A 24,023-nucleotide genomic window follows, 5' to 3' on the forward strand; every position below is an offset into this window, starting at 1 on the left:
TTACGCGCCGTCGATCCGCCTGAGCGTCTTCAGGCAATCCACCGCGAGTTGCTGATAGATGCGCGTGCCGCTCGCCTTCGCGTCGATCTCCGTGTCGCACAGCCGCCGCACCACCCGCCCCGGCACGCCCGCGAGCAGCACGCCGCGCGGCACGTCGTAGCCGGCCTTCACGAACGCGCAGGCGGCGACGATGGTGGTCGCGCCGATCGTCGCGCCATCCATCACGACCGCGTTCATCCCGATCATCGTGTCCGGCTCGAGCGTCGCGCCGTGCACGATCGCGCCGTGGCCGACATGGCTGTTCACGCCGAGCCGGCATGTCGCGCCGATGCCGACGTGCAGCACGCAGCCGTCCTGCACGTTGCTGCCGTCGTCGACGACGATCGCGCCGAAATCGCCGCGCAGGCTCGCATGCGGGCCGATGTAGCAGCCCGCGCCGATCGTCACGTCGCCGATCACCACCGCGCTCGGATGCACGTACGCGGACGGATCGACGCGCGGCTGCATGCCGTTGAATTCGAACAGCGGCATCGCTCAGAGCACCGCGGCCGCTTCGAGCACGAGCGTGAACAGGTCGCCGACGACACCGTAGTCGGCCACGCTGAAGATCGACGCGTCCGGATCCTTGTTGATCGCGACGATCACCTTCGAATCCTTCATGCCGGCCAGGTGCTGGATCGCGCCTGAAATACCGACCGCGATGTACAGCTGCGGCGCGACGATCTTGCCGGTCTGGCCGACCTGGTAGTCGTTCGGTACGTAGCCGGACTTCACGCCGACCTTCACGTTCGCGTCGACCACGCGCTTCACTGCCACGAGCACTTTCAACGGCCTGTCTCCTGTTGCGTTGCGATTGCCGCGGCGCGTCAGCGCGCGGTATATCCGCCGTCGATCACGAGCTCCGCTCCGGTCACGTAGCGCCCGGCCGGCGACACGAGATACAGGATGCCGGCCGCGATGTCGCGCGGGCTGCCGATCCTCGCCATCGGCACGTGCGTCTGCATGTAGGCGAACGCGGCGTCCGGATCCTGGCCCATCTGGCGGAACGCGTCCTCGAGCATCGGCGTGCGGATGTAGCCCGGATGCACCGAGTTCGCGCGAATGTTCTTCGCCGCGTACAGCATCGCGTCGACCTTCGCCATCATCCGCACCGCGGCCTTCGACGCGTGATACGCGGGCACGTCCGGGCCGCCGACGATCCCGTACATCGACGACAGGTTCACGATCGAACCGCCGCCGGCCGCTTCGAGATGCGGAATCGCCGCGCGCGTGCACAGGAACACGCCGTTGACGTTCACGTCCTGCACGCGCTGCCACTGCGCGAGCGTGAGTTCGTGCGTCGGCACGTTGTGCCCTTCGATGCCCGCGTTGTTCACGAGCACGTCGAGCCGCCCGAAGCGCGCGACGATCTCGCCGAACACGCGCGCCACGTCGGCCTCGTGCGTCACGTCGAGCGACCAGAACGCGGCCTGGCCGCCCTGTGCGCGAATCGCCTCGACGAGCGCTTCCGCCGGCTGCGACAGCACGTCGAGAATCGCGACGCTCGCACCGGCCGCGGCCAGCGTGCGTGCCGTTTCCGCGCCGATGCCGCGCGCGCCGCCGGTGATCGCGGCCACCTTGCCGCGCAGGTCGAACAGGTCTTCGATGAGTTTCATGATGTCTCCCTTGTATTCAGGCGAACCGGCCGCGCAAGGGCCGGTCATCGAAACCGTCGCGCCTCATCGCGCCGCTGGCGCGGCGAGGAAATCGACGCATTCCCGATTGAAATACGCCGCGTGCTCCACCATCACCCAGTGGCCGCAGCGGTTCAGCAGCACGAAGCGCGCATCGCGGCAGCGTTCGAGGAACGTCAGCGCGCCGCCGACCGGATTGAAGCGGTCGTCCGTGCCCCAGAAGCCAAGCACCGGGCAGCGCAAGTCGCCGAGCGCGCCCGTCAGGTTCGGCACGCTCATCGTCGACAGCACTTCGGTCGGCTGCTCGACGCACACCTTCATCCGCTCGGCGACGAGCGCGTCGGTGACGATCGCCGGATCGTGCACCAGCAGCGTCAGCAGTTCGCGCATGGTGTCGTCATTCATCTGGCGATTGGTGAACAGCTTCACCATCCGCTGGATCCCTTCCATCCGGAAATAGGTGTCGCGATCCTCGACGCCGCCGGGCGCCATCATGATCAGCCCGTCGACGTCGTCCGGGTAATCGAGCGCGTATTTCAGCGCGATCGCGCCGCCGAGCGAGTTGCCGAGCAGCACGGCCGGCCCGATGCCGAGCGCGGACAGCTGCGCATGCAACGCGTCGACGAAAAAATCGAGCGTGTAGGCGACGTCGGACGGCTTCGACGACTGCCCGTAGCCCGGCAGGTCGACGACGATCGCGCGATGGCCGGCGGCCGCGAAAGCCGGATAGTTGTGCTTGAAGTTGCTGAAACCGCTGGCGCCCGGTCCACTGCCGTGGATGAACACCACCGGGCGGCCTTCGCCCGCCTCGAAATGGTGCAGGCGCAAGCCGCCCGGTACGTCGGTGAAGATGCCGGCCGGCGGCGTCTTGGGGGTCGTCATCGCGGGTTGTCTCCTTCGTCGGTCGCTGGATGCGTGCCACGATGATTGCGCCGCCGGCGCCGGCCGGCATCATCCTTTCAGACTACGAAGCCGCGCGCGCTTGTTTCTATCATCGGGCCACCGAAACGGAGGCAGACGATGAACGGATTCGACTACAGCGGCAAGACGGTGCTCGTGACGGGCGGCACCAAGGGCATCGGGCGGCGCATCGCCGAGCAGTTTCTCGCGGCCGGCGCGCGCGTGTTCGTGTGCGGGCGCAGCGCGCCCGACACGCCGCCTTCGGCCGGCGGGCGCACCGCCGGCTTCATCGCCGCCGACCTGCGCGAGATCGAGCACGTCGATGCGATGCTCGCGACGATCCGCGCTGCGGCCGGCGGCCTCGACGTGCTCGTCAACAACGCGGGCGGCTCGCCGTTCGCGCTCGCGGCCGACGCGTCGCCGCGCTTCACCGAAGCGATCGTGCGGCTGAACCTGATCGCGCCGCTGCAACTCGCGCAGCGCGCGAACGCGATCATGCAGCCGCAGCCGCACGGCGGCGTGATGCTGTTCATCGCGAGCGTCAGCGCATCGCGGCCGTCGCCCGGCACCGCCGCGTACGGCGCCGCAAAAGCGGGCCTCGTCAATGCGGTCACGTCGCTGGCCGTCGAGTGGGCGCCGCGCGTGCGCGTGTGCGCGATCAGCCCGAGCCTCGTGCAGACGGAATCCGCGACCGAAGGCCACTACGGCGACGCCGCGGCCCTCGACGCGATCCGCGCGACGATTCCCGCCGGACGACTCGCGACGCCCGACGACGTCGCGTCGGCCTGCCTGTTCCTCGCGTCGCCCGATGCGTCGTACACGTCCGGCGCGAACCTGCGGCTCGACGGCGGCGGGGAGCGGCCTGCCTTCCTGTCGGCAGCGCAGGCCGACGCGCGATGACACGCGCGGCACCAGCGATCGTTTCCAGTCCTAGGGAAGTCATCTAGTTCATTTTGACGATTCCCTGCTACCGCGATCTCCCTACCCTGCCTCTCACGACAACCACAGTCGACCGTCGTCGATACCCAGAGGAGACACCATGCATCAACGGATTTCGCGCCGTACCGACAAGCGGGCCACCGCCACGCTGTCGACGCTGGCCGCCGCGCTACTGACGTGTGCCGTTCCCAACGCGCACGCCGGCAGCACGATCGACCTCGGCGCCGACACGACGCTGGACTACACGTTCACGCTCGGTTACGGTCTCGGCATGCGCACGCGTGCGCCGAACGGCAACCTGCTGACGCCCGCGAACATCAATGGCGACGACGGCGACCGCAACTTCGCGAAGAACAAGCTGATCGAGAACCAGGTCAGCCTGCTCGGCGAAGCGAACCTGAAGCACGACGACTGGGGCGTATTCGTTCGCGCGAACACGTTCTACGACCAGGCCTATCACCGCCCCAACTACAACGACGCGCCGGGCACCGTGAACCAGTCGGGCCCGTACAACAACTTCACGAGCGACGCGCGCTACTGGTCCGGCGGCCACACGACGCTGCTCGCCGCGTATGCGTACAACACGTTCCATCTCGGCTCGACGAGCCTGAACGTGAAGGTCGGCGACCAGGTGGTCGCGTGGGGCGAAAGCCTGTTCTTCCCGAACATCGCGGGCGCACAGGGGCCGGCCGACGCGACCAAGTCGTACATGGCGGGTGCCGAGGTGAAGGACATCCTGCTGCCGGTGCCGCAGATCGCGACGCAATGGCAGATCACGCCGACCTTCAGCCTGCTCGGCTATTACCAGTTCTCCTATCAACAGAACCGCCTGACCGCGCCCGGCACGTACTGGAGCTACTCCGACGTGACGGGCCCGGGCGCGCAATTCATCATCGGCCCGGGCGGGATGATCATTCCGCGCGGCCCCGACGACAAGCCGAGCGCGCGCAACCAGTGGGGTATCGGCGCGCGCATCCGCGTGCTCGGCGACACCGAGCTCGGCCTGTACCACCTGCACTACAACGACATGAACCCGAGCGTCGTCACGACGTACTTCCCGACGCTCCAGTACCAGCAGACCTATTTCAGCAACATCAAGCTGACCGGCGCGAGCTTCTCGACGCAGGTCGGCCCGGTGAACGTCGCGGGCGAGGTGTCGTACCGCCAGGGCGCGGCCGTGCTCGTCAACACGCCGACCGGCCCGCAGTCGACGCGCGCGAACGTGCTGCAGACCAACCTGTCGGGCATCTATTCGATCGGCCCGAGCGTCCTCGCGAACTCGCAGTCGCTGATCGGCGAACTCACGTACGTGCATGCGGGCAGCATCTCCGAGCTCGACGGCTCGACGACGCTCGCCAACTCGCGCAACGCGCTCGCGATGGAGATCGCGTGGACGCTCAGCTACAAGAACGTGTTCAACGGCTGGGATCTCGACGTGCCGCTGACCTACACGCACGACCTCACCGGCACGTCGCCGCTCGCGGGCGCGCTCGGCTCGCTGACCGGCCAGGGCGATCACCGCGTGACGGCCGGCGTGACCTTCACGCGCCTGAGCAACCTGCAGCTGTCGCTCGTCTACGCCAAATTCCTCGGTTCGCCCAACCCCGTCACGCGGCCACTCGCGGATCGCGACTACGTGCTCGCCACGGCGACCTACCACTTCTGAGCGGCCCGGCCGCTCGTCACTCAGCACGAAGAGGATTTGTCATGAAACGCATTCATCTCCCCCTCCTGCGCGCGTCGGTGATGGCCGCGTGCGCGCTCGTCGCCACGGCGTCGTTCCCGAAGGTCACGCCGGACGACCTGAAGGCGCTCGACGGCCCGCTGACGCCGATGGGCGCGCTGCGCGCCGCGAGCAAGGACAACGGCGTGCCGGAGTGGTCGGGCAAGTGGCTCGGCACGCCGCCCGACGTGCAGTACAAGCGCGGCGGCCGCTACCCCGATCCGTTCGCGAACGAGAAGCCGATCGCGACGATCACCGCCGAGAACATGGCGCAGTACGCGGAGCACCTGACCGACGGCCAGAAGGCGATGTTCAAGCGCTACCCGGCGACGTTCAGGATCAACGTCTATCCGAGCCATCGCGACTTCCGCTACGCGGACTCCGTCTACAAGGACATCCGCACGTACGCACCCGATTCGACGATGACGTCCGACTCGAACGGGCTGACCAATGCGCCGCCGCAGGTGCCCTACCCGATTCCGAAAACCGCCGCCGAACTGCTGTGGAACCAGCGCATGTCGTCGGCGATCGGCACCGAGCAGGCGACCTACGACCAGGCGGTCGTCTATTCCGACGGCAACATCGCATGGGGCAAGGTGCGCTACGACATCTACTCGCCGCGCAACGTCGGCAAGTACGACGTGAAGAGCGACCAGAACAACCGCACCTATGCGCGCGTCGCCACCGACCTGCCACTGTCGGACCGCGGCTCGCTGATCCTGTCGTTCACGAACTGGGACAAGGCCGGCGCGGACAACGCGTCGCGCACGTGGATGTACAACCCCGGCACGCGGCGCGTGCGGCAGGCGCCCGAGTACGGCTACGACCAGCCGATGGGCCCGGGCGGCTTCCGCACCGTCGACGACGACCGGCTCTTCAACGGCTCGGGCGACCGCTACGACTGGAAGATCCTCGGCAAGCGCGAGATCTACGTGCCGTACGACAACTACAAGGCGATGGACAGCTCGGTCAAGTACGGCGAGCTGCTGGGCAAGGGCCACGAGAACCCGGCTTATATCCGCTACGAGCTGCACCGCGTGTGGGTGCTGCAGGCGACGCTGAAGAGCGGCTATCGTCACCAGTACGCGAAGCGCGTGCTGTACCTCGACGAGGATTCGTGGATCACGCTGCTCGCCGACAACTATGACGCGCGCGGCCAGCTCTGGCGCACCAACGTCGCCACGACGCTCTACGCGTTCGATGCGAAGACGTTCTATCCCGGCGTCGTGTTCTATCACGACCTCGTCTCCGGTGCGTACATGGCCGACCGCCTGACGAACGAAGGCCCGATGCCGAAGCTCGACAACAGCCCGCAGTTCAGCGACGCGTATTTCTCGCCGGACGGGATCCGCAGTTCGGGTAACTAAGCGCATTGACGAGGCACGCGGCACGCCCGCGACCTGTGCGCCGGAGCCCGGCTCCGGCGCACGACGCCGCCCTGGGCGGCGGCCTTTTTCATTCGAGGGCCATACCATGTCCAACCGCTTGCACGCGGCGCTCGGCGACGAGCTGTACGCCGCGTGGCATTCCCGCGCGCCGGTCGCGCCGCTGTCGGGGCGGCCGCGCCGGCTGTCCGTCGACGATGCGTACCGGATCCAGCAACGCTTCATCGAACGCCGCGTCGAGTGCGGCGAATCGGTGGTCGGCAAGAAGATCGGCGTCACGAGCGAGGCCGTGCAGGACATGCTGAACGTGCGCCAACCCGATTTCGGGATCCTGCTGTCCGGCATGCACTACACGGCCGGCGCGGCGATCGCCACCGCGTCGCTGATCGCGCCGCGCGCCGAAGGCGAGATCGCGTTCATCCTGTCACGCGACCTGCGCGGCCCCGGCATCGACCGCACCGACGTGATCGCCGCGACCGCCGCGGTCGCCCCCTGCTTCGAGATCGTCGATTCGCGCATTCGCGACTGGGCGATCCGCATCGAGGACACCGTCGCCGACAACGCGTCGTGCGGCGTCTTCGTACTCGGCGATGCGCGCGTCGATCCGCGCACGCTCGATCTCGCCGCGTGCGAGATGACGATCGAGAAGAACGGCGAACCCGTGGCGCAAGGCCGCGGCGATGCGGCGCTCGGCCATCCCGCCGACGCGGTCGCGTGGCTCGCGAACACGCTCGCCGACTACGACGTGCCACTGCTCGCCGGCGAGATCGTGCTGTCCGGCTCGCTCGCGAAACTGATTCCGGTCACGGCCGGCGACGCGTTGTCGATGCACATCTCCGGCATCGGCGGCTGCGACGTCCGCTTTATCTAAAGGAACCCAGCAAATGAAGAAAATCAAATGCGCACTGATCGGGCCCGGCAACATCGGCACCGACCTGCTGTACAAGCTGCGCCGCTCGCCGGTGCTCGAACCCGTGTGGATGGTCGGCGTCGATCCGGCGTCCGACGGTCTCGCGCGGGCCCGCGAGTTCGGCCTGAAGACCACCGACCGCGGTGTCGACGGGCTGCTGCCGCACGTCGCCGCCGACGACATCCGCATCGCGTTCGACGCAACGTCGGCCTACGTGCACCGCGACAACGCCGACAAGCTCACCGCGCTCGGCGTGAAGATGATCGACCTGACGCCCGCCGCGATCGGGCCGTACTGCGTGCCGCCGGTCAACCTCGACGCCCACCTCGGCAGCGCGCGGATGAACGTGAACATGGTGACCTGCGGCGGCCAGGCGACGATCCCGATGGTGTACGCGGTGTCGCGCGTGCAGCCGGTCGCGTACGGCGAGATCGTCGCGACGGTGTCGTCGCGTTCGGTCGGCCCCGGCACGCGCAAGAACATCGACGAATTCACGCGCACGACGTCCGGTGCGATCGAACAGGTCGGCGGCGCGCGCAAGGGCAAGGCGATCATCGTGATCAACCCGGCCGAGCCGCCGCTCATCATGCGCGACACGATCCACTGCCTGACCGACGGCCCGCCCGACGTCGACGCGATCACGGCGTCCGTGCATGCGATGGTCAAGGAAGTGCAGCGCTACGTGCCCGGCTACACGCTGAAGAACGGCCCGGTGTTCGACGGCAATCGCGTGTCGGTGTTCATGGAAGTCGAGGGCCTCGGCGACTACCTGCCGAAGTACGCGGGCAACCTCGACATCATGACCGCCGCCGCGGCCGCCACGGCCGAGCGTTTCGCCGAACAGATGCTGGCCGCGACGGCCGCCACCGCTTGAGTCGAGGAGTCACACGATGTCACTTGCAGGCAAGCAGATCACCGTCCACGACATGTCGTTGCGCGACGGTATGCACCCGAAGCGCCACCAGATCACGCTCGACCAGATGCGCGACATCGCGCGCGGGCTCGATGCGGCCGGCGTGCCGCTGATCGAGGTCACGCACGGCGACGGGCTCGGCGGCGCATCGGTCAACTACGGCTTTCCCGCGCATACCGACGAGGCGTACCTGAGCGCCGTGATCCCGGAACTGAAGCACGCGAAGGTGTCGGCGCTGCTGCTGCCCGGCATCGGCACCGTCGAGCATCTGCGCATGGCGCATGAACTCGGCGTCGGCACGATCCGCGTCGCGACGCACTGCACCGAAGCCGACGTGTCCGAACAGCATATCGGCCTGGCGCGCACCCTCGGGCTCGATACCGTCGGATTCCTGATGATGGCGCACATGTCGTCGCCGGAACAGCTCGTCGGGCAGGCGAAGCTGATGGAGTCGTACGGCGCGAACTGCATCTACATCACCGATTCGGCCGGCCACATGCTGCCCGACGACGTGACCGCGCGGATCGGCCAGGTGCGCGCCGCGCTGAAGCCGGAGACGGAGCTCGGCTTCCACGGCCACCACAATCTCGCGATGGGTGTCGCGAACTCGGTCGCGGCGGTCGCCGCCGGCGCGAACCGGATCGACGCGGCCGCGGCCGGCCTCGGCGCGGGCGCGGGCAATACGCCGATGGAAGTGTTCGTCGCGGTGTGCGACCGGATGGGGATCGAGACCGGCGTGGACGTCTTCGCGATTGCCGACGTGGCCGAGGATCTCGTCGTGCCGATCATGGACGCGCCGATCCGGCTCGACCGCGATGCGCTGACGCTCGGCTATGCGGGCGTCTATTCGTCGTTCCTGCTGTTCGCGAAGCGCGCGGAAGCGAAATACGGGATTCCGGCGCGCGACATCCTCGTCGAACTGGGCCGGCAGCGGCTCGTCGGCGGGCAGGAGGACATGATCGAGGATGCGGCGCTGACGATGGCGCGAGCACGGGCGGTGGCGGCCTGAGCGAACGCAACCGGTCTTCGTCCGGAAGCAACGAGGAAACGGGGCGCAAGCCCCGTTTCTCATTTCCGGTCGACACCGGATCCGCCCGTACCCAGGCATGCCGCTTGCATGCCTGCCGCGCTCGCCCTGCTGACACCACGCTGGCAGCAGGCAGCGCCTAAGCTCGCAGGATTGCCCGTCGAGGAATGTCGCTCATGGCCCCTACCGATGCATTCGCCGCGCTCGCCAGCCGCGCTGTCAAACGCCGCGGCGTCACCCTCCTCACGCTCTGCCTCGCCGTGCTCGTCGCGCAGGTCGACACGGCGGTCGTCAATCTCGCGACGCGCGCGATCGGCGACTATTTCCATGCGGGTGTCGGCGCGCTGCAATGGGTCGTCGACAGCTACAACCTCACGTATGCCGTGCTGTTGCTGACCGGCGGCCTGCTCGCCGACCTGCTCGGCCGGCGCCGCATCTTCATGGCCGGCACGGCCGTGTTTACCGTCGCGTCGCTGCTGTGCGCGCTCGCACCGTCGGTATCGGTGCTGATCGCCGCGCGCGCGCTGGCCGGCGTCGGCGCGGCGCTGCTGCTGCCGGCGTCGCTCGCGATCGTGCGCGTCGTATGGCGCGATCCGGTCGAGCGCGGCCGCGCGCTCGGCATCTGGGCCGCGTGCAACGGTGTCGCGATGGCGATCGGCCCGACCCTTGGCGGCGTGCTGATCCGGCACTTCGGCTGGCGCAGCATCTTCTTCGTGGTCGTGCCGCTGAGCATCGCCGCGATGCTGCTCGCAATCCCGGCGGTGCCCGAATCGTCCGATCCGCGCGGCCGGCACGTCGATGGCGGCGCACAACTCGCGGGCGCCCTCTCGCTCGGCTTGCTCGCCTATGCGGCGATCGTGTTCCGCGATTCGCCGGCCGCCAGTGCGATCGCCGGCTGCGTCGCGATCGTTTCGTTCGTCGCCTTCGTCGCGATCGAGCGGCGGCACGGCGATGCCGCGCTCGTCCCGATCGACATCTTCCGGCTCAGCGCGTTTCGCGGCGCGATCGCCGCGACCACCGGGATGACGTTCGGGATGTACGGTGTGCTGTTCCTGCTGCCGCTCACGTGGCAGAGCATTGGCCGGCTCGATTCGACCGGCGCGGGCCTCGCGCTGCTGCCGATGGCGCTGGTGTTCGTCGTCGTGTCGCCGTGCTCGGGGCGTTTGTCGGAACGCGTCGGCACGCGCGTGACGACGGCCGGCGGGGTCGCGGTGATCGCGAGCGGGCTCGTGGTGATCGGTGCGTCGGCCGGTTCGTCGAGCCTGCTTGGCGCCGAAATCGGCCTGGCGTTAACGGGGCTCGGGATGGGAATCGCGACCGGCCCGTTGATGACCGTCGCGGTTGGCGCGGTCGAGGCCGCGCGCTCGGGCACCGCGAGCGCGCTCGTCAACGTCGCGCGAATGACCGGCGCGACGCTCGGGATCGCGGTGCTCGGCACGCTGTTCGCGGCCGCGCATGGCGGCACGGCCGGCCTGCGCGCGGCGATGTTCGCCGGGGCGGCGGTACAACTGGCGGGGGCTGCCGGCGCGGCGTTCAGTGCGCAGCACACGCGGCGGTCGGCGTGATGGTGCGCTGTGCTGACGACGCGGGTGTCTGCGCAAATTGCGCACGCTGGGAGCCGCATGGCGTTAGCCGTTAGCCCTCAGGGATGGTGTTCGGAACGCGTTTTTCCGCACTGAGCCATCAACATGGAGCCGATGCGGTACAAGCGATGCGGCACCGGGTTCGAATGCAGCGCGACGTACGGCATGAAGAAGGCGCCGATTGCCTCCCTGGTCGGGCRGCTTTTGCGCTCATGCAATGGCCTCGCGCATCAGCCGTTCGCGCGTCATCCACWGATTGCTCGGAGCGAACAGCGGGGGCAACTGCTGCGTGTTCTTCATCAAGCCGCAATAGCGCACCTTTAGATGCCGCCGTGCGCGGCGATGAACATGGCGACGGCCGACCGGCAATAGGATTCGATTTCGTTGTCGTTTTCTGCTCTTGCCTCGTCGAAGCGCGCGATAAGCAGCAGATCGCATCCTTTGAAGAGCGCGCCAAACAAGCGGGCGGACTGGTGAGCATCGGGTACGTTCAACATCGCTTTCGCGTGCAACTGACGCAACACGGCCTCGATCTGGGCGATGACATGGGCGGGCCCGGCTTCGTAATGGAGCTTGCTTAACGACTTTTGATTCGTCTTGTCGGCCAAAACCATGGCTTCGACACTGCGCACGTCGGGGCTCAACAGCGTGCGAAGCAGGGATGATCCCACTGCCATGAGCTGATCTTCGGCCGAACCGTCGACGCCTTCAAAAAGGGCCGGTGGCGCAAACTGATGGCAGTGGGCCGCCATGGCCGCGCTGAACAGCGCCTCCTTGTTCTCGAAGTGCCGATAGATGCTCAGCTTGGATATCTTCGCCCGCTGGGCGACCTTGTCCATCGTCGTCGCTTGAAAACCCAATTCCACAAAGAGTTCGCAGGCGGCGTCGACGATCGTTTGGCGAAGCGCGTCGTTGGCGGGCCGGCCGCGCCGGCCCTGATTGTTTTCGGTCACGACAATTCCAGTACTTGACAGTATTCAAATTCTCGCACTACGATACCACGCAGTATCTTAAATTTGCAAGCCGAGGGTAGGCGTCAACCGGATGTCCCGATCAGGTTTCCCTGGGCCGTCCGGCGATATCGGATGCGGCGTTGTCCAGCCGGTCGATCCAGCCATCGGTAACTTTCTCGCCAATGCCGAAACCCTGCTCGCTGGCCGTCTCAAGTAGATATCGCCGGACGATATTGCCCACCACGCCCAGCCCTCCTCCATCCACAACCCGGAGCCCATCACCATGAATGACGTCATTATCATCGGCGGCAGCTTTGCAGGCCTCGCCGCCGCCCTGCAGCTCGGCCGTGCCCGCCGCAAGGTCACCGTTCTCGATACCGGTCGGCCGCGCAACCGCTTTGCCGGCCACTCGCATGGCCTGCTCGGCCACGATCACAAGCCGCCGCTGGACATCCTGGTCGAGGCGCGGCAGCAGCTGGCGCGCTATCCAACGATCAGGCTGGTCAATGCCCGGGCCGAGAGCGTGTCTGGCGCCATCGACGATTTCTGCGTCGTCACTGACGATAATGAAAGCCTGAAGGCGCGCCGCCTGATCCTGAGCTATGGCGTCGCCGACCAGATGCCCGATGTTCCGGGCTTTGCGGAAAGCTGGGGCACGTCCATCGTGCCCTGCCCCTATTGCGACGGTTTTGAAGTCGCCGGCCAGCATTGGGGCCTCGTCTGGTCCGGCCCGCAGTCGTACCAGTCTGCCAGGCTGTTCCGCGATTGGACTGACAAGTTGACTGTCTTCACCGATGGTCATGACATTGCGCCCGCTGTCCAGGCCGATCTGGCGCGCCGGAACATACCTGTCGTCGATGGCCGGATCATGGAGATCGCCCATCGCAACGGCCATATCGCCACCGTCAATCTCGATACCCGCCGCAATGTCGCGGTCGACGTCCTGTTCGCCCAGCCGCGCAACAAGCCGTCCGCAAGCCTGCATGAATCGCTGGGCCTCGCTGCGGTCGAGACGCCCACCGGCATCGTCCTCGAGGTCGACGAGCGCCGTCAAACCAGCATGCCCGGCATCTATGCCGCCGGTGACCTCTCCACACCCTTCTTGCCCTCGGTCACCCAGGCATCATCGCAGGGCGCGATGGCGGGCATCTTCGCCCAGCAGTCGATGCTGGTTTGAGCGCACGGATTCCCTTCTCCGGTTGCATCGTCACCTTCGAAGAGGCTGGCGTAGATCGGCGAGGTGAAGGCCGGATCGTCGAGTTTGACGGAATGGCAGGGGCGGTTGTCGTTCGAGTTCCGGCGCCAGGCGGCGCCAATCTCGATGCCTGAGACGATCACACCAGGTCGGGTGCCTTATCGCTGGTGGAGGTGGGTTTGCTCGAGACGATACGCGCCTTGGCGTCGGTTCGTCTCCCCTTGCCGCGATCAAAGGGTAGCTTGTTAAGTACGCGTCAGAACAAGGAAATGACATGGCAAAGCAAAATGCCTATCAGGTCACCGACTGGAATGGTCAAAGTGGGGAGCGCTGGGTCGCCAACCAGGTCCGGCTCGACGCCATGGTGGCGGAGTTCGGCCAGGCCGCGATAGAAGCCGCCGCGCCCGCGGCGGGCGAGCGCGTGCTGGACGTCGGCTGCGGCGCGGGCGCGTCGAGTCTGGCTCTGGCCGCCCGCGTCGGCGCGCGGGGGCACGTGCTGGGCGTGGACATATCCGCGCCGCTGATCGGCCGAGCGCGCGCGCTTGCGCCACAGGATGCGCCGGTCCTGTTCCAGATGGCCGACGCCAGCAGCACCGAGCTGCCCGAGGGCACGTTCGACATCCTGTTCTCGCGTTTCGGGGTGATGTTCTTCGTCGATCCGACAGCGGCGTTCGCCCATATGCGACGCGCGCTGCGGCCGGGCGGGCGGGTCGCTTTCGTCTGCTGGCGCGGCGCGGCCGAAAACGATTGGGTGCGCCTGCCGATGGGTGCGCTCGAGGGCATCGTCCCGCCAAGCGCGCCGCCCGATCTCGAAGCGCCCGGCCCATTTTCGTTCGGCGACCGGGAGCGCGTGGCACGCATCCTGTCGGCGGCCGGTTTCACCGATATCGCTATCGCGCCCTTCGATGCTTCCGTCCCGTTCGGCGCGGGCGGGACGCGGGACGCGGCGATCGACGACGCGGTAAGGATGACGCTCGAGGTCGGCCCGCTGTCGCGTGCCCTCGCTGATCAGCCCGACGACATCCGCGCCCGCGCCTCGGCCGCGGTTCGTGCCGCCTTCGCAGGCCTCCCCGGCGAGCGGTCGGTGATGATCGACGGCGCGGCGTGGATCGTCATGGCACGCAATCCGCCAAGCTGACAGGGATGAACAGGGAAGACACCCCGCTGGTGGAGCTGGGCGTCTTGGGGCGGACTGTGTCCCTTCTGGTTTGAAAGCCGCCATTAGCGAGCCAGGCGCTTTGATGGCGGGGTACGGCGTTTGCACGCATGTGTTTAGACATGCTATTCAAAACGTTTGCCGGCCTCGGGAGTCGGCGCAAGCGCCAGTTCGGGCATCTACAGGTGAGCTATTGCGGCTTGATGAAGAACACGCAGCAGTTGCCCCCGCTGTTCGCTCCGAGCAATCWGTGGATGACGCGCGAACGGCTGATGCGCGAGGCCATTGCATGAGCGCAAAAGCYGCCCGACCAGGGAGGCAATCGGCGCCTTCTTCATGCCGTACGTCGCGCTGCATTCGAACCCGGTGCCGCATCGCTTGTACCGCATCGGCTCCATGTTGATGGCTCAGTGCGGCAAAACGCGTTCCGGACACCATCATCCATAGCCGTCAGGCATGGGCGGATAGCGGGTAGTCGTCGACCTTCCAGCGTCACACATTGGCTAGCCGCCGTCCGCCGGCAGCGTCAGCGATGCTTTCCGCCATGCCTGCGCCGCCGATGCACGTCGCGCGCCTGCAGCAGTGTCGGCATCAGTTCCTCGATGTACCATCGCGCCTGTCCGCGCGTGACGATCTCGCTGAAACGCCGATGAGCCTCGTCATGCCCGACCAGTGCCGCATGCGCCTTCTTCAGGATATGCAGATACGCGATCAGGCTCGTGCCGTCGCGCACGGGCAATGCGTCGCGCGGATCCGTAACCGGTGTGGTGTTCATGCGCCGATCCTCGCCGGGCAATCGGTGCGGCACGTGGCCGTCACGAGCGACAGCAGGTCGTGGGCGAGGCGATCTCGGTCAGTCAGCGGCGCGAGGCCGAACAGCCGCCCGAGCGTCGCGATCACCGAGCTGTGATCGTACGGCGTGTGATCGACCTGCCCGGCCGCGACCCACGGCGACACGACGATCGCCGGCACGCGCACGCCATACACGTCGAACCCGAAGCCGCTCGCGTTCAGCGTCGCGGCCGCGCCGTCGTTCGGCGGCGGCGCGGCCCCCGGCCGGACCGAATCGTAGAAGCCGCCGTGCTCGTCGTAGACGATCACGAGCAGGCTGCTGTCCCACACCGGCGAATTGCGGATCGCGTCGTACACGCGCGCGGCGAGCTGGTCGCCGCCGGCGAGGCCGTCCATCGGATGATGCGAGCTGCCGTTCTCGTAGGTGCCGTGCACGATGTCGCCGTAGCCGGGCTCGATGAACGTATAGCGCGCGGTATAACCGGCCGCGAGATCGGCTTCGAAGTGCGCCAGGTCATCGACGTCGAAGAAGCTCACGCCCTTCAGCGACGCGACCTGCGGCACGTGGCCGAGCGGGTCGCCCGACTGGTCCTGGTAGACGCGCCAGTTGCCGTCGCCGAGCGCATCGAAGATCGACCCTTTCGGATAGCGGAAGCCGTCGAACGTGTCCCATCCTGCCATTTCTTCCCTGGTCGGCGAATGCTCGAGCCCGGCCGACGACGCGCCGTGCAGGAAGAAGCGGTTCGGCCAGGTCGGCCCCGGCATCGACGCATGCCAGCGGTCGCACAGCGCGAACGCGTTCGCGAGCGCATACAGCGACGGCGCGTGCGGGCGGACATCGACCCCCTGCATGATCGCGCCTGCGTTGCCCGGCGGCGGCGGCGTGCCTTCGGAATGCGATGTCGCGTAGTTCGACACGAATCCCGAGTTGTCGATGGGCGGATACGGCTGGCCTTTCACGAACGGCACGCCGGCGCCGCACAACTGTTCGAGCACGTCGGTGAATTCATGACACGGATCGGTCGGCATCCGGTCGGGTGCGCCACCGCCGAACGGATAGACGGCGCCGCCATAGGCATTGCGGTCGCCCGGCGACGCGGCCGTGATGCCGGCGATACCCGACAGCGCAAACAGATGATCGAACGAGCGGTTCTCGAGCATCAGCACGAACACGTGCTTGATGCGATCCTGCACAGCCGGATCGACGGGAGCGGATGGAGCTGCGGGGGCTGCGTCTGCACTCATGGCGCCTCCTGGCGTCGCGCGACGGATGTCCGGCTGGCACGAATCGCGGGCGGCACTGAAAGCGATGAAAGGCGCCGCAGCGTGCGCAGGCCGCGAATTGCCGACGAGTGTACGACCAGGCCGGCGCGCCCGTAAAGCTGCGTGCAACGGGTAGCGCGGCGTGCGCGTTCAGCCGACTGGCGACGCGGCCGGGCGAATCAATGAGGACGGGGAGAATGGCGAACCGCACCGGACGGTTCGATCGGATCTGCTATGACGTTGGCCGACACGGCGCGACAACCCTGCCGGCGACCGACGAACGGCGCGAACCGCGCCGTCCATCCGGTGTGGGTCCGGCCGCATGACGGGGCCGGACGTTTCGATCGGTGCCGCGTTGCGCGCCCGATCGTGACGGCTTAGCGACGCGGTTGCCCGGTGCGCGGCGGACGCGGCGAGTTCGCGTCCTTGTGGCGGAAGTTGATGCGGCCCTTCGTCAGGTCGTACACCGACAGCTCGAGCGTCACACGGTCACCCGCGAGAATGCGGATGTGGTTCTTGCGCATGCGGCCCGACGCATACGCGCCGACCACGACGCCGTTTTCCAGCGTGACACGGTATTTGCTGTCCGGCAGCACTTCGTCGACGATTCCGTCCAGTTCCAGCAGTTCTTCTTTTGCCAAAGCATTTTCTCCAGACAAGGTGAATGACCGCGGCCGCGGCGAACTCACCGGCGCCGTGTCCCGCAACGGGACGGCGGACGGCGGGAAGCCGGGTATCAAATTCGTTCAGACGGGCGACGGGCCCGCCTTGCAATCGGAGCCCGGCGCATTGCGGCGTTCGGGCGGTCAGTGGCGGCGGTGCGATCAGCACCGCGCAAAGTCGGGACCGCGCCGCGTGCGGCATGGCGACGGTCTACTCGGGTTGCAGCGTGGGCCGCTGGCGACGCGGCGGGCGCTTCGCGAGGGCGTTGGATCGCACGTCGTACGGACCTGCGACAGATGAGGGAAGCACACGACCGATGCATCGTGAATACCGCGATGCATCGGTCGTGTGCGTCGACACGCGCAGGACAGCGGCCAGGCCGGCGCCCGCGCGAGATGCGTCCGGCAGCGGCCGCCGCTTGGCGACCGGTGCCGATACGGCTTACTGCGGCGTGATGTTCGACGCTTGCAGGCCCTTCGGGCCGCGCTTCACTTCGTAGCTGACCTTCTGGCCTTCAGCCAGGGTCTTGAAACCCGTGCCACGGATTTCCGAGAAATGGGCGAACAGATCGTCGCCGCCGTTGTCCGGGGAGATGAAACCAAAGCCCTTGGTTTCGTTGAACCACTTGACGGTACCGGTATCCACAAATACTTCCTTAATACGAATAATTGAACATGCGCCCGTGACAGGCACAGAAAGAATCAAAGAGGGAGAGACCAACGACTGCCGCACGGCGTGCGGCCAATGATGAGCAATCGAACTTCTTGAAGACTTCGGTCTAGGACACTACGCGACACCGGTGGATCAGTCAAGTCCTTTCCGGGTGACCCGTGGGCACGGCATCGCGCGACGCCTTGTTCGGCGGGCGTTCGCGGCAATCGGGAGGCGTCGCGATACGTCCCCCTATTTCTTGCCGCGCGCCGCCGTTACTGCGGTTCGAACACGTGATGCAGCGCGGGCGGCGCCTCGCCGTCGCGAATCTTCATCTCGAACGCCTTGCGCGCGACGCTCGACGGCCGCACGTCGACCGCGTCCAGGTAAAACTGCGAATACCAGTCGCGCATCTGGTACAGCGGCCCGTCGCCTTCGCACAGCAGCGGGTTGTCGATCCGCGTCTTGCTGTGCCAGATGTCGACGTCCTCGTAGAACGCGCGCTGCGCTTCCTTCACGTACGCGTTCGCGATCTCCATGTTCTGCTCGTCGCCAAGCCCGGCCACCTTCTTCACGATCACGCCGTAGCGCAGCTCGAAGCTGTTCATGTCGATCGGCACGTGGCAGTTCAGCAGCACCGAATGGATCGGCTGCCCGTTGCTCTGGCCCGTCATCTGCGTGATGTGCACGGCCGGCCCGAAATACGTCGACAACGCGGTCAGGCTGTCGCCGCCGAGCTTCTCGCTGCGGCCGACCATCAGCTGGGTCGCCTTGTGCGCCTCGAACAAATTCGCGAAATAGTCGATCGGCGCGCGATGAACGGTCGCGAAGTGGGCGACATCCGAGATGTTGTCGACCAGTTCGCGGCAGTTGGCCTGGATCACCATCTTGTCGACGACCCAGCCCGACCATTCGTCGGAGAAACACACGTCGAGGCGCGGAATCGCGACTTCCGGCGGCGGCGCATTGCCCTCCGGGTCGTTCCACACGAACAGCAGGTTGTTCTCCTCGCAGGTCGGCCACGCGCCGATGCGCGCCTTCGGCGGGATCCGCTTGCAGTACGGGATCGACGCGCACTGCCCTGCGCCGCTCCAAGCCCAGCCGTGGAACGGGCAGACGAGGTGGTCGCCCTGCACCGTGCCGAGGCTCAGGTCGGCGCCCATGTGCGGGCAGTACGCGTCGACGACGTTGATCTTGCCGGTCGAATCGGCGAACGCGGCGAGCTTGCGGCCGAAGACGTTCAGCGTGTGCGGCTTGCCGTCCTTGTAGTCGCGGGCGAGCCCGAGGCAGTGCCAGCCGCGCGCATAGCGCTGCGCGAGCGGCTGGGCTTCGATCTTGTAAGGGCGTGCGGACATCGGATTGACTCCTCTCTGGGGGACGCGCGGCGGCCCGCCGCGCACCGGGGTAAGGGTTCGGGGGGCGTCGCTCAACGCACCGGATGACCGGGTTCGAGCGTGCGCGTCGGCGTGGGCGCAGGTGTCGGCGCGGCCAGCGGCGGCGACGCCTGCGGTTGTGGCGACACGCGGCGCTCGGCGTGCTCGACGCCAAGCCAGGCGGCCAGCGCGGGCAGCAGGAACACCGCGCCGAACAGGTTCACGAGGAACATGAACGCGAGCAACACGCCCATGTCGACCTGGAACTTCAGCGCGGAGAACGCCCACGTGCCGACGCCGATGAACATCGTGACGGCCGTGAACAGCGCCGCGGTGCCGCGCTGGCGCATCGCGTCCGCGAACGCGTCGGGCAACGTCGCGCCGTGGCGGAGGTCGTGCTGCAGACGTTCGTACAGGTAGATCCCGTAATCGACGCCGACCCCGACGCCGAGCGTGATCACCGGCAGCGTCGCGACCTTCAGCCCGATGCCGAGCCGCGCCATCACCGCATTGCACAGGATCGACACCAGCGTGAGCGGCACGACGATGCACAGCACAGCGCGCCACGAGCGGAACGTGACCGCGCACAGCAGCGCGATCGCGCCGAAGATCGACAGCAGCATCGCGATTTCCGCGTCGCCGACCGCCTCGTTGGTCGCCGCCATCACGCCGACATTGCCGCCCGCGAGCCGGAACGCGACGTTCGGCGTCGGGTTCGCGGCCGCATAGCGCTTGATCTCGTCGACGATGTGCGCGATGGTCGTGCCTTCGTGGTCCTTCGTGTAGATCAGCACCTGGATCGCCTTGCAGTTCGCGGTGTTCATCCCGTTGTCGGGATCGAACGCGTTGGCGCCCTGCGTGAGGCCGTCGCTGGAGCGCGGCAGCGCGGCCCAGCGCGGGTTGCCTTCGTTGAACGCGGCGATGAACACCTTGCCCTGCGACGCGACGCTCGTCACCGACTGCACGCCGGCCACGCCACGCATGTTCATCTCGAACTTCTCGATCGCGCTCATCACCGGGTAATGCAGGCACGCGTCGTCGAAGCCGGTCGCCTCGACGATCACCGACAGCACGTCCACGCCGATGTTGTACTGGTGCGTGATCGCCGCGTTGTCGACGTTGTAGCGCGAGTTCGCGCGCAGCTCCGGCGCGCCGGTGCCGATGTCGCCGATCTCCAGCTTGCGCGATTCGAGCGCGCCGTACGCGAGCAGCGCGAGCGCCACCGCGAACACGCCGAGCGCCGGCGCCGGCCGCGCGAATAACGCGAAGCGCGACCACTTGCCGCTGCCGCCGGCCGCCGCCGTGCGCTGCGCACGGGCCAGCGTGCCGCGTTCGAGGCGCGTGTACGACAGCAGGATCGGCAGGAACACCTTGTTGGTGACGATCATCAGCAGCACGCCGACGCACGCGGTGATGCCGAGCTCGCGCACGATGTCGATCCTGATCCGCATGATCACCATGAAGCCGAGCGCGTTGGTCAGCAGCGCGACCGTGCCCGGCACGAACAGCTTGCGGAACGCATCGCGCGCGGCGTCGACCGACGACGCACCGCGCACCAGCGCCTGCTTCCACGCATTGGTCATCTGCACCGCGTGCGACACGCCGATCGAGAAGATCAGGAACGGCACGAGGATCGACATCGGATCGATGCCGAGCCCGAGCAGCGGCAGCGCGCCGAGCAGCCAGACGACCGGCAGCAGCGCGACGACGAGCGCGAGCACGGTCGTCTTCAGCGAGCGCGTATAGGCGAACAGGAGTGCTGCCGTCACCAGGAACGCGAGCGCGAAGAACGCCATCACGCCGGCGATCCCGGCCTCGACGTCGCCCACCAGCTTCGCGAAGCCGATGATGTTCACGTCGATGCCCTGCTTCGCATAGCGCGCGCGGATTTCCTCGAGCTGGCGCGCGACCGCGCCGTAGTCGAGCCGCTTGCCGGTGGCCGGATCGGTCTCGCGCAGCTCCGCGCGGATCAGCGCCGACTTCAGGTCGTTGCCGACCAGCCGGCCGATCTGCCCGGAACGCGCGACGTTGCGGCGCACCTTCGCGAGATCGTCCGGGTTCGCGCTCGAGAACTGGCCGGGCACGACCACGTCGCCGCGAAAGCCGGCTTCGGTCACCTCGGTGTAGTGGACGTTCGGCGTGAACAGCGAGAACACGCGCGAGCGGTTCACGCCGGGGATGAAGAACACGTCGTCGGTCGCATGGCGCAGCGCGTCCATGAACCGCTGGTTGTAGATGTCGCCGTCGCCCTTCCAGCGCAGGCTGACGAGGATCGTGTTCGCGCCGGGGAACGCGCCCGCGTAGCGCTCGAACACCTGCATGTACGGGTGCTGCATCGGAATCATCTTGTTGAAGCCCGGATCGAGCTTCAGGCGCGTCGCGGACAAGCCGAGCGCGAGCGTCACCGCGACGCACAGCAGCAGCATCAGCCGGCGCCGCCGGATGATCGTGTCGGCGCAACGCTCGACGAACGCGGCGAGGCGCGACGCGGGAACGGCTTCGGTGGGACGTGACAGGTCGTTCATGGATGTCTCGGGTCGGAACGGACGGAACAGGCGATGCGGACGATGCGGGCCGGCGGCAACCCCCGCCGGCCCGCCTCAGGACGGCGACACGGCAAGCGGCGCGACCCCGGCCTCGCCGCCGAGCAGCAGCGCGCCGCGGCCCAGGTCGAGCACGGCCGCGAGGCTCTGCACGCCGCCGAGCTTGCGCACGTCGAAGCTCAGGCCGCCGTCGCGCGACGCGACGATCGCGCCGCCCTGCCCGACCAGCACAAGCTCGCCGTCGGCAAGCTGGGTCGCGCCGAAGTACGACACCGGCACGTGGCTGTCGACGTGCGCCCAGGTCGCGCCGCGATCGGTGCTGCGCAGCACGTTGCCGCGCATCCCGTACGCGACCCAGTCGCCGTTCGCGAGCATCAGCGCGCCGAACAGCGAGCCTGCGTACGGCGACGCCAGCTTGTCCCAGGTCGCGCCGTTGTCGGTCGAGCGCAGCAGCGTGCCGCTCTCGCCCGCGATCAGCAGGGTGCCGTGGCCGTCGCCGACGATCGCGTTCAGGTGGCGGTCGCCCGCCGGCGTCTTGAGCGGCTGCCACGTGCGCCCCGCATCGTCGGAGCGCAGCAGCTGGCCGAAACTGCCGGCCGCGAACAGCGGGCCGTTCGCGGCCCCCCAGACGGACAGCAACGGATCGGAATGCGCGGGGTCGCTGTGAACCTCGCGCCAGTGCACGCCCGCGTCGTCGCTGCGCACGATCCGGCCGTCATGGCCGACCGCGATCCCGAGCGTCGGCGTAATGAAGCTCACCTGCGTGAGCGTCGAGCCCGAGTCGGGCGTGACCGACGCCGGCCGCCAGTGGCGGCCCGCATCGTCGCTCAACAGGATCACGCCGCGCTCGCCGACCGCGACGATGCGCGTGCCGGCACGGGCGAGCCCGTTGATCTGCAGGCGGTCCGCGTGGATCGCGGTAACCGGGAACGCCGGCAGCGGGCGCGGCGAGAACGCGAACAGCGCGGCGCCGAGCACGAGCGCCGACATCGCGAGCCCTGGCAAAGTACGTTTCATCGGTTGTCTCCTGTCTTTGCGTCGGCCGGACCCGCGCCGACGCGCGCGCCCTGCCGTTGCAAGTCTCCGGGCCGGCGGTCGTTGCCGCGGCCTCGAATGGTTCCGAAGGGATGGCGGCCGAACCGGGTTTTCGGCCCGGCCGCGGTCAGGGCCGGCGTTACGCGCCGACCTCGAACAGCGCGGCAGCCCCCATCCCGCCGCCGATGCACATCGTCACGACCGCATGCCGCACGCCGCGGCGCGCGCCTTCGAGCAGCGCGTGCATCGTCATCCGCGTGCCCGACATCCCGAACGGATGGCCGAGCGCGATCGCACCGCCGTCGACGTTCAGCCGCTCGTCGGCGATACCGAGCGTGTCGCGGCAATACAGCGCCTGGCACGCGAATGCCTCGTTCAGCTCCCACAGCCCGACGTCGCGCACGGTCATGCCGAAGCGCGCCAGCAGCTTCGGAATCGCGAACACCGGGCCGATGCCCATCTCGTCCGGCTCGCAGCCGGCCACCGCGAGGCCGCGGAACGTGCCGAGCGGCGCGAGCCCGCGACGGGTGGCCTCGGCCCGCGACATCACGACCACCGCCGCCGCGCCGTCCGACAGCTGCGATGCGTTGCCGGCCGTCACGAACTCGCCCTGCTCGACCACCTTGCCGCCGCTCCACGACGGCTTGAGCCCCGCGAGCCGTTCGGCCGTCGTATCGGCGCGCACGCCTTCGTCGCGCGCCGCGCGCACGTCCTCGTGACCGGTCGGGTTGCCTTCCTTGTCGAACAGCGCGCGGCGCACGTCGAGCGGCGCGATTTCCGCGTCGAAGCGGCCGGCCGCCTGTGCGTCGGCCGTGCGCTGGTGGCTCTGCAGCGCGAATTTGTCCTGTGCGGCGCGCGAGACGCCGTAGCGGCGCGACACGATCTCGGCGGTTTCCATCATCGCCATGTACGCGGCCGGCTGATGGTCGAGCACCGCCTGCGAACGCGCGCGATAGCCGTTCTTGTGCTTGTTCTGCGTGAGCGAGATCGATTCGACGCCGCCCGCGACGACGATCCGCGCATCGCCCGCGCCGATGCCGCGCGCGGCGCTCGCGATCGACATCAGGCCCGACGAGCACATCCGGTCGATCGCCATGCCGGGCACCGACGCCGGCAGCCCGGCCGCCGCGGCCGACAGGCGGCCGATGTTGTAGCCCTGCGTGCCCTGCTGCGCGGCGCAGCCGATCAGCACGTCGTCGACGTCGGCCGGCGCGACGCCCGCGCGCTCGAGCGCGGCGCGCACGACGTGGCCGCCCAGCGCGGGGGCCTCGGTGTCGTTGAACATGCCGCGAAACGCCTTGCCGATCGGCGTGCGTGCGACGGAAACGATGACTGCGTCTTCCATG

Annotated in this window: 23 protein-coding genes and 3 pseudogenes; 10 read left to right on the forward strand and 16 right to left on the reverse strand. The window is 67.8% G+C overall.

What is annotated here, in order from left to right; all coding sequences use genetic code 11:
- The 4 genes and pseudogenes from ACTJKF_RS06340 to ACTJKF_RS06355 all read right to left on the reverse strand — a co-directional run bounded on the left by ACTJKF_RS06340 (position 1) and on the right by ACTJKF_RS06355 (position 2,555).
- Positions 1-531, reverse strand: coding sequence for an acyltransferase (locus ACTJKF_RS06340; protein ID WP_440622708.1), 531 nt, complete (start codon positions 529-531; stop codon positions 1-3).
- A gap of 3 nt (positions 532-534) precedes the next feature.
- Positions 535-858 (reverse strand): annotated as a pseudogene (locus ACTJKF_RS06345) (electron transfer flavoprotein subunit alpha/FixB family protein); the annotation flags it as partial.
- Positions 859-866: 8 nt separating this feature from the next.
- The gene (locus ACTJKF_RS06350; RefSeq protein ID WP_440622709.1) at positions 867-1,655 is read right to left on the reverse strand and encodes an SDR family NAD(P)-dependent oxidoreductase; all 789 of its coding nucleotides are present in this window, start codon (positions 1,653-1,655) and stop codon (positions 867-869) included.
- 63 nt (positions 1,656-1,718) lie between these two features.
- A complete protein-coding gene (locus ACTJKF_RS06355; RefSeq protein WP_440622710.1) occupies positions 1,719-2,555 on the reverse strand; it encodes an alpha/beta fold hydrolase in 837 nt (278 codons plus the stop codon).
- A gap of 138 nt (positions 2,556-2,693) precedes the next feature.
- Here ACTJKF_RS06355 and ACTJKF_RS06360 point away from each other — a divergent pair, with 138 nt between their 5' ends.
- The 7 genes from ACTJKF_RS06360 (at position 2,694) to ACTJKF_RS06390 (ending at position 11,035) form a co-directional block, all read left to right on the forward strand.
- Positions 2,694-3,473, forward strand: a complete 780-nt coding sequence (locus tag ACTJKF_RS06360; RefSeq protein WP_440622711.1) for an SDR family oxidoreductase — start codon at positions 2,694-2,696, stop codon at positions 3,471-3,473.
- A 139-nt stretch (positions 3,474-3,612) separates the two neighbouring features.
- A complete protein-coding gene (locus ACTJKF_RS06365; protein WP_440622712.1) occupies positions 3,613-5,178 on the forward strand; it encodes a DUF1302 domain-containing protein in 1,566 nt (521 codons plus the stop codon).
- A gap of 41 nt (positions 5,179-5,219) precedes the next feature.
- On the forward strand, positions 5,220-6,602 hold the full coding sequence (locus tag ACTJKF_RS06370; protein ID WP_440622713.1) for a DUF1329 domain-containing protein: 1,383 nt from the start codon (positions 5,220-5,222) through the stop codon (positions 6,600-6,602).
- Positions 6,603-6,708: 106 nt separating this feature from the next.
- Positions 6,709-7,491: a 2-oxopent-4-enoate hydratase gene (gene dmpE, locus ACTJKF_RS06375; RefSeq protein WP_440622714.1), complete on the forward strand. Its 783-nt coding sequence runs from the start codon at positions 6,709-6,711 to the stop codon at positions 7,489-7,491.
- Between the two features lie 13 nt (positions 7,492-7,504).
- Complete coding sequence (locus tag ACTJKF_RS06380) at positions 7,505-8,404, forward strand: acetaldehyde dehydrogenase (acetylating) (RefSeq protein WP_440622715.1); 900 nt, start codon at positions 7,505-7,507, stop codon at positions 8,402-8,404.
- A gap of 16 nt (positions 8,405-8,420) precedes the next feature.
- Positions 8,421-9,452, forward strand: coding sequence for a 4-hydroxy-2-oxovalerate aldolase (gene dmpG / locus ACTJKF_RS06385; RefSeq protein ID WP_440622716.1), 1,032 nt, complete (start codon positions 8,421-8,423; stop codon positions 9,450-9,452).
- Between the two features lie 194 nt (positions 9,453-9,646).
- Positions 9,647-11,035, forward strand: a complete 1,389-nt coding sequence (locus tag ACTJKF_RS06390) for an MFS transporter (RefSeq protein ID WP_440622717.1) — start codon at positions 9,647-9,649, stop codon at positions 11,033-11,035.
- Positions 11,036-11,263: 228 nt separating this feature from the next.
- Here ACTJKF_RS06390 and ACTJKF_RS06395 read toward each other — a convergent pair.
- The 3 genes and pseudogenes from ACTJKF_RS06395 to ACTJKF_RS06405 all read right to left on the reverse strand — a co-directional run.
- Positions 11,264-11,386: pseudogene (locus ACTJKF_RS06395) on the reverse strand (IS5/IS1182 family transposase); the annotation flags it as partial.
- Entirely contained in the window at positions 11,374-12,006 is a 633-nt protein-coding gene (locus tag ACTJKF_RS06400; RefSeq protein WP_440622718.1) for a TetR/AcrR family transcriptional regulator, read from the reverse strand. The pseudogene ACTJKF_RS06395 and the gene ACTJKF_RS06400, both read right to left, overlap by 13 nt.
- A gap of 100 nt (positions 12,007-12,106) precedes the next feature.
- Positions 12,107-12,250 carry a hypothetical protein gene (locus ACTJKF_RS06405; protein ID WP_440622719.1) on the reverse strand — a complete coding sequence of 48 codons (144 nt, stop codon included), beginning with the start codon at positions 12,248-12,250 and terminating at the stop codon, positions 12,107-12,109.
- A gap of 39 nt (positions 12,251-12,289) precedes the next feature.
- On the opposite strand from ACTJKF_RS06405, the gene ACTJKF_RS06410 reads away from it, so the two are divergent.
- Entirely contained in the window at positions 12,290-13,183 is an 894-nt protein-coding gene (locus ACTJKF_RS06410; protein ID WP_440622720.1) for an NAD(P)/FAD-dependent oxidoreductase, read from the forward strand.
- Here the strand turns inward: ACTJKF_RS06410 and ACTJKF_RS06415 are convergent.
- Complete coding sequence (locus ACTJKF_RS06415; RefSeq protein WP_440622721.1) at positions 13,078-13,344, reverse strand: DUF736 family protein; 267 nt, start codon at positions 13,342-13,344, stop codon at positions 13,078-13,080. The genes ACTJKF_RS06410 and ACTJKF_RS06415 overlap by 106 nt on opposite strands.
- Before the next feature lie 131 nt (positions 13,345-13,475).
- Between ACTJKF_RS06415 and ACTJKF_RS06420 the strand changes: the two genes are divergently transcribed.
- Positions 13,476-14,339 carry a class I SAM-dependent methyltransferase gene (locus tag ACTJKF_RS06420; RefSeq protein ID WP_440622722.1) on the forward strand — a complete coding sequence of 288 codons (864 nt, stop codon included), beginning with the start codon at positions 13,476-13,478 and terminating at the stop codon, positions 14,337-14,339.
- A gap of 179 nt (positions 14,340-14,518) precedes the next feature.
- Positions 14,519-14,650 (forward strand): annotated as a pseudogene (locus ACTJKF_RS06425) (IS5/IS1182 family transposase); the annotation flags it as partial.
- Between the two features lie 233 nt (positions 14,651-14,883).
- Here ACTJKF_RS06425 and ACTJKF_RS06430 read toward each other — a convergent pair.
- From ACTJKF_RS06430 to ACTJKF_RS06465, 8 genes are all read right to left on the reverse strand, one after another.
- Entirely contained in the window at positions 14,884-15,132 is a 249-nt protein-coding gene (locus tag ACTJKF_RS06430) for a hypothetical protein (protein WP_440622724.1), read from the reverse strand.
- Positions 15,129-16,394, reverse strand: coding sequence for an alkaline phosphatase family protein (locus ACTJKF_RS06435; protein WP_440622725.1), 1,266 nt, complete (start codon positions 16,392-16,394; stop codon positions 15,129-15,131). Before ACTJKF_RS06435 ends, ACTJKF_RS06430 begins: the two co-directional genes overlap by 4 nt.
- A gap of 395 nt (positions 16,395-16,789) precedes the next feature.
- Complete coding sequence (gene infA, locus ACTJKF_RS06440; protein ID WP_011355053.1) at positions 16,790-17,053, reverse strand: translation initiation factor IF-1; 264 nt, start codon at positions 17,051-17,053, stop codon at positions 16,790-16,792.
- 463 nt (positions 17,054-17,516) lie between these two features.
- Positions 17,517-17,720, reverse strand: a complete 204-nt coding sequence (locus ACTJKF_RS06445; RefSeq protein WP_006751843.1) for a cold-shock protein — start codon at positions 17,718-17,720, stop codon at positions 17,517-17,519.
- 281 nt (positions 17,721-18,001) lie between these two features.
- Positions 18,002-19,081, reverse strand: coding sequence for a Rieske 2Fe-2S domain-containing protein (locus ACTJKF_RS06450; RefSeq protein WP_440622726.1), 1,080 nt, complete (start codon positions 19,079-19,081; stop codon positions 18,002-18,004).
- 71 nt (positions 19,082-19,152) lie between these two features.
- Positions 19,153-21,624 carry an efflux RND transporter permease subunit gene (locus ACTJKF_RS06455; RefSeq protein ID WP_440622727.1) on the reverse strand — a complete coding sequence of 824 codons (2,472 nt, stop codon included), beginning with the start codon at positions 21,622-21,624 and terminating at the stop codon, positions 19,153-19,155.
- A gap of 75 nt (positions 21,625-21,699) precedes the next feature.
- On the reverse strand, positions 21,700-22,659 hold the full coding sequence (locus ACTJKF_RS06460) for a WD40/YVTN/BNR-like repeat-containing protein (RefSeq protein WP_440622728.1): 960 nt from the start codon (positions 22,657-22,659) through the stop codon (positions 21,700-21,702).
- Between the two features lie 157 nt (positions 22,660-22,816).
- A complete protein-coding gene (locus tag ACTJKF_RS06465) occupies positions 22,817-24,022 on the reverse strand; it encodes an acetyl-CoA C-acyltransferase (protein ID WP_440622729.1) in 1,206 nt (401 codons plus the stop codon).
- Position 24,023 lies beyond the last annotated feature (1 nt).

Origin of the sequence: Burkholderia sp. 22313, from assembly GCF_052045245.1 — a bacterium.
In the GTDB taxonomy this organism is placed as follows: domain Bacteria; phylum Pseudomonadota; class Gammaproteobacteria; order Burkholderiales; family Burkholderiaceae; genus Burkholderia.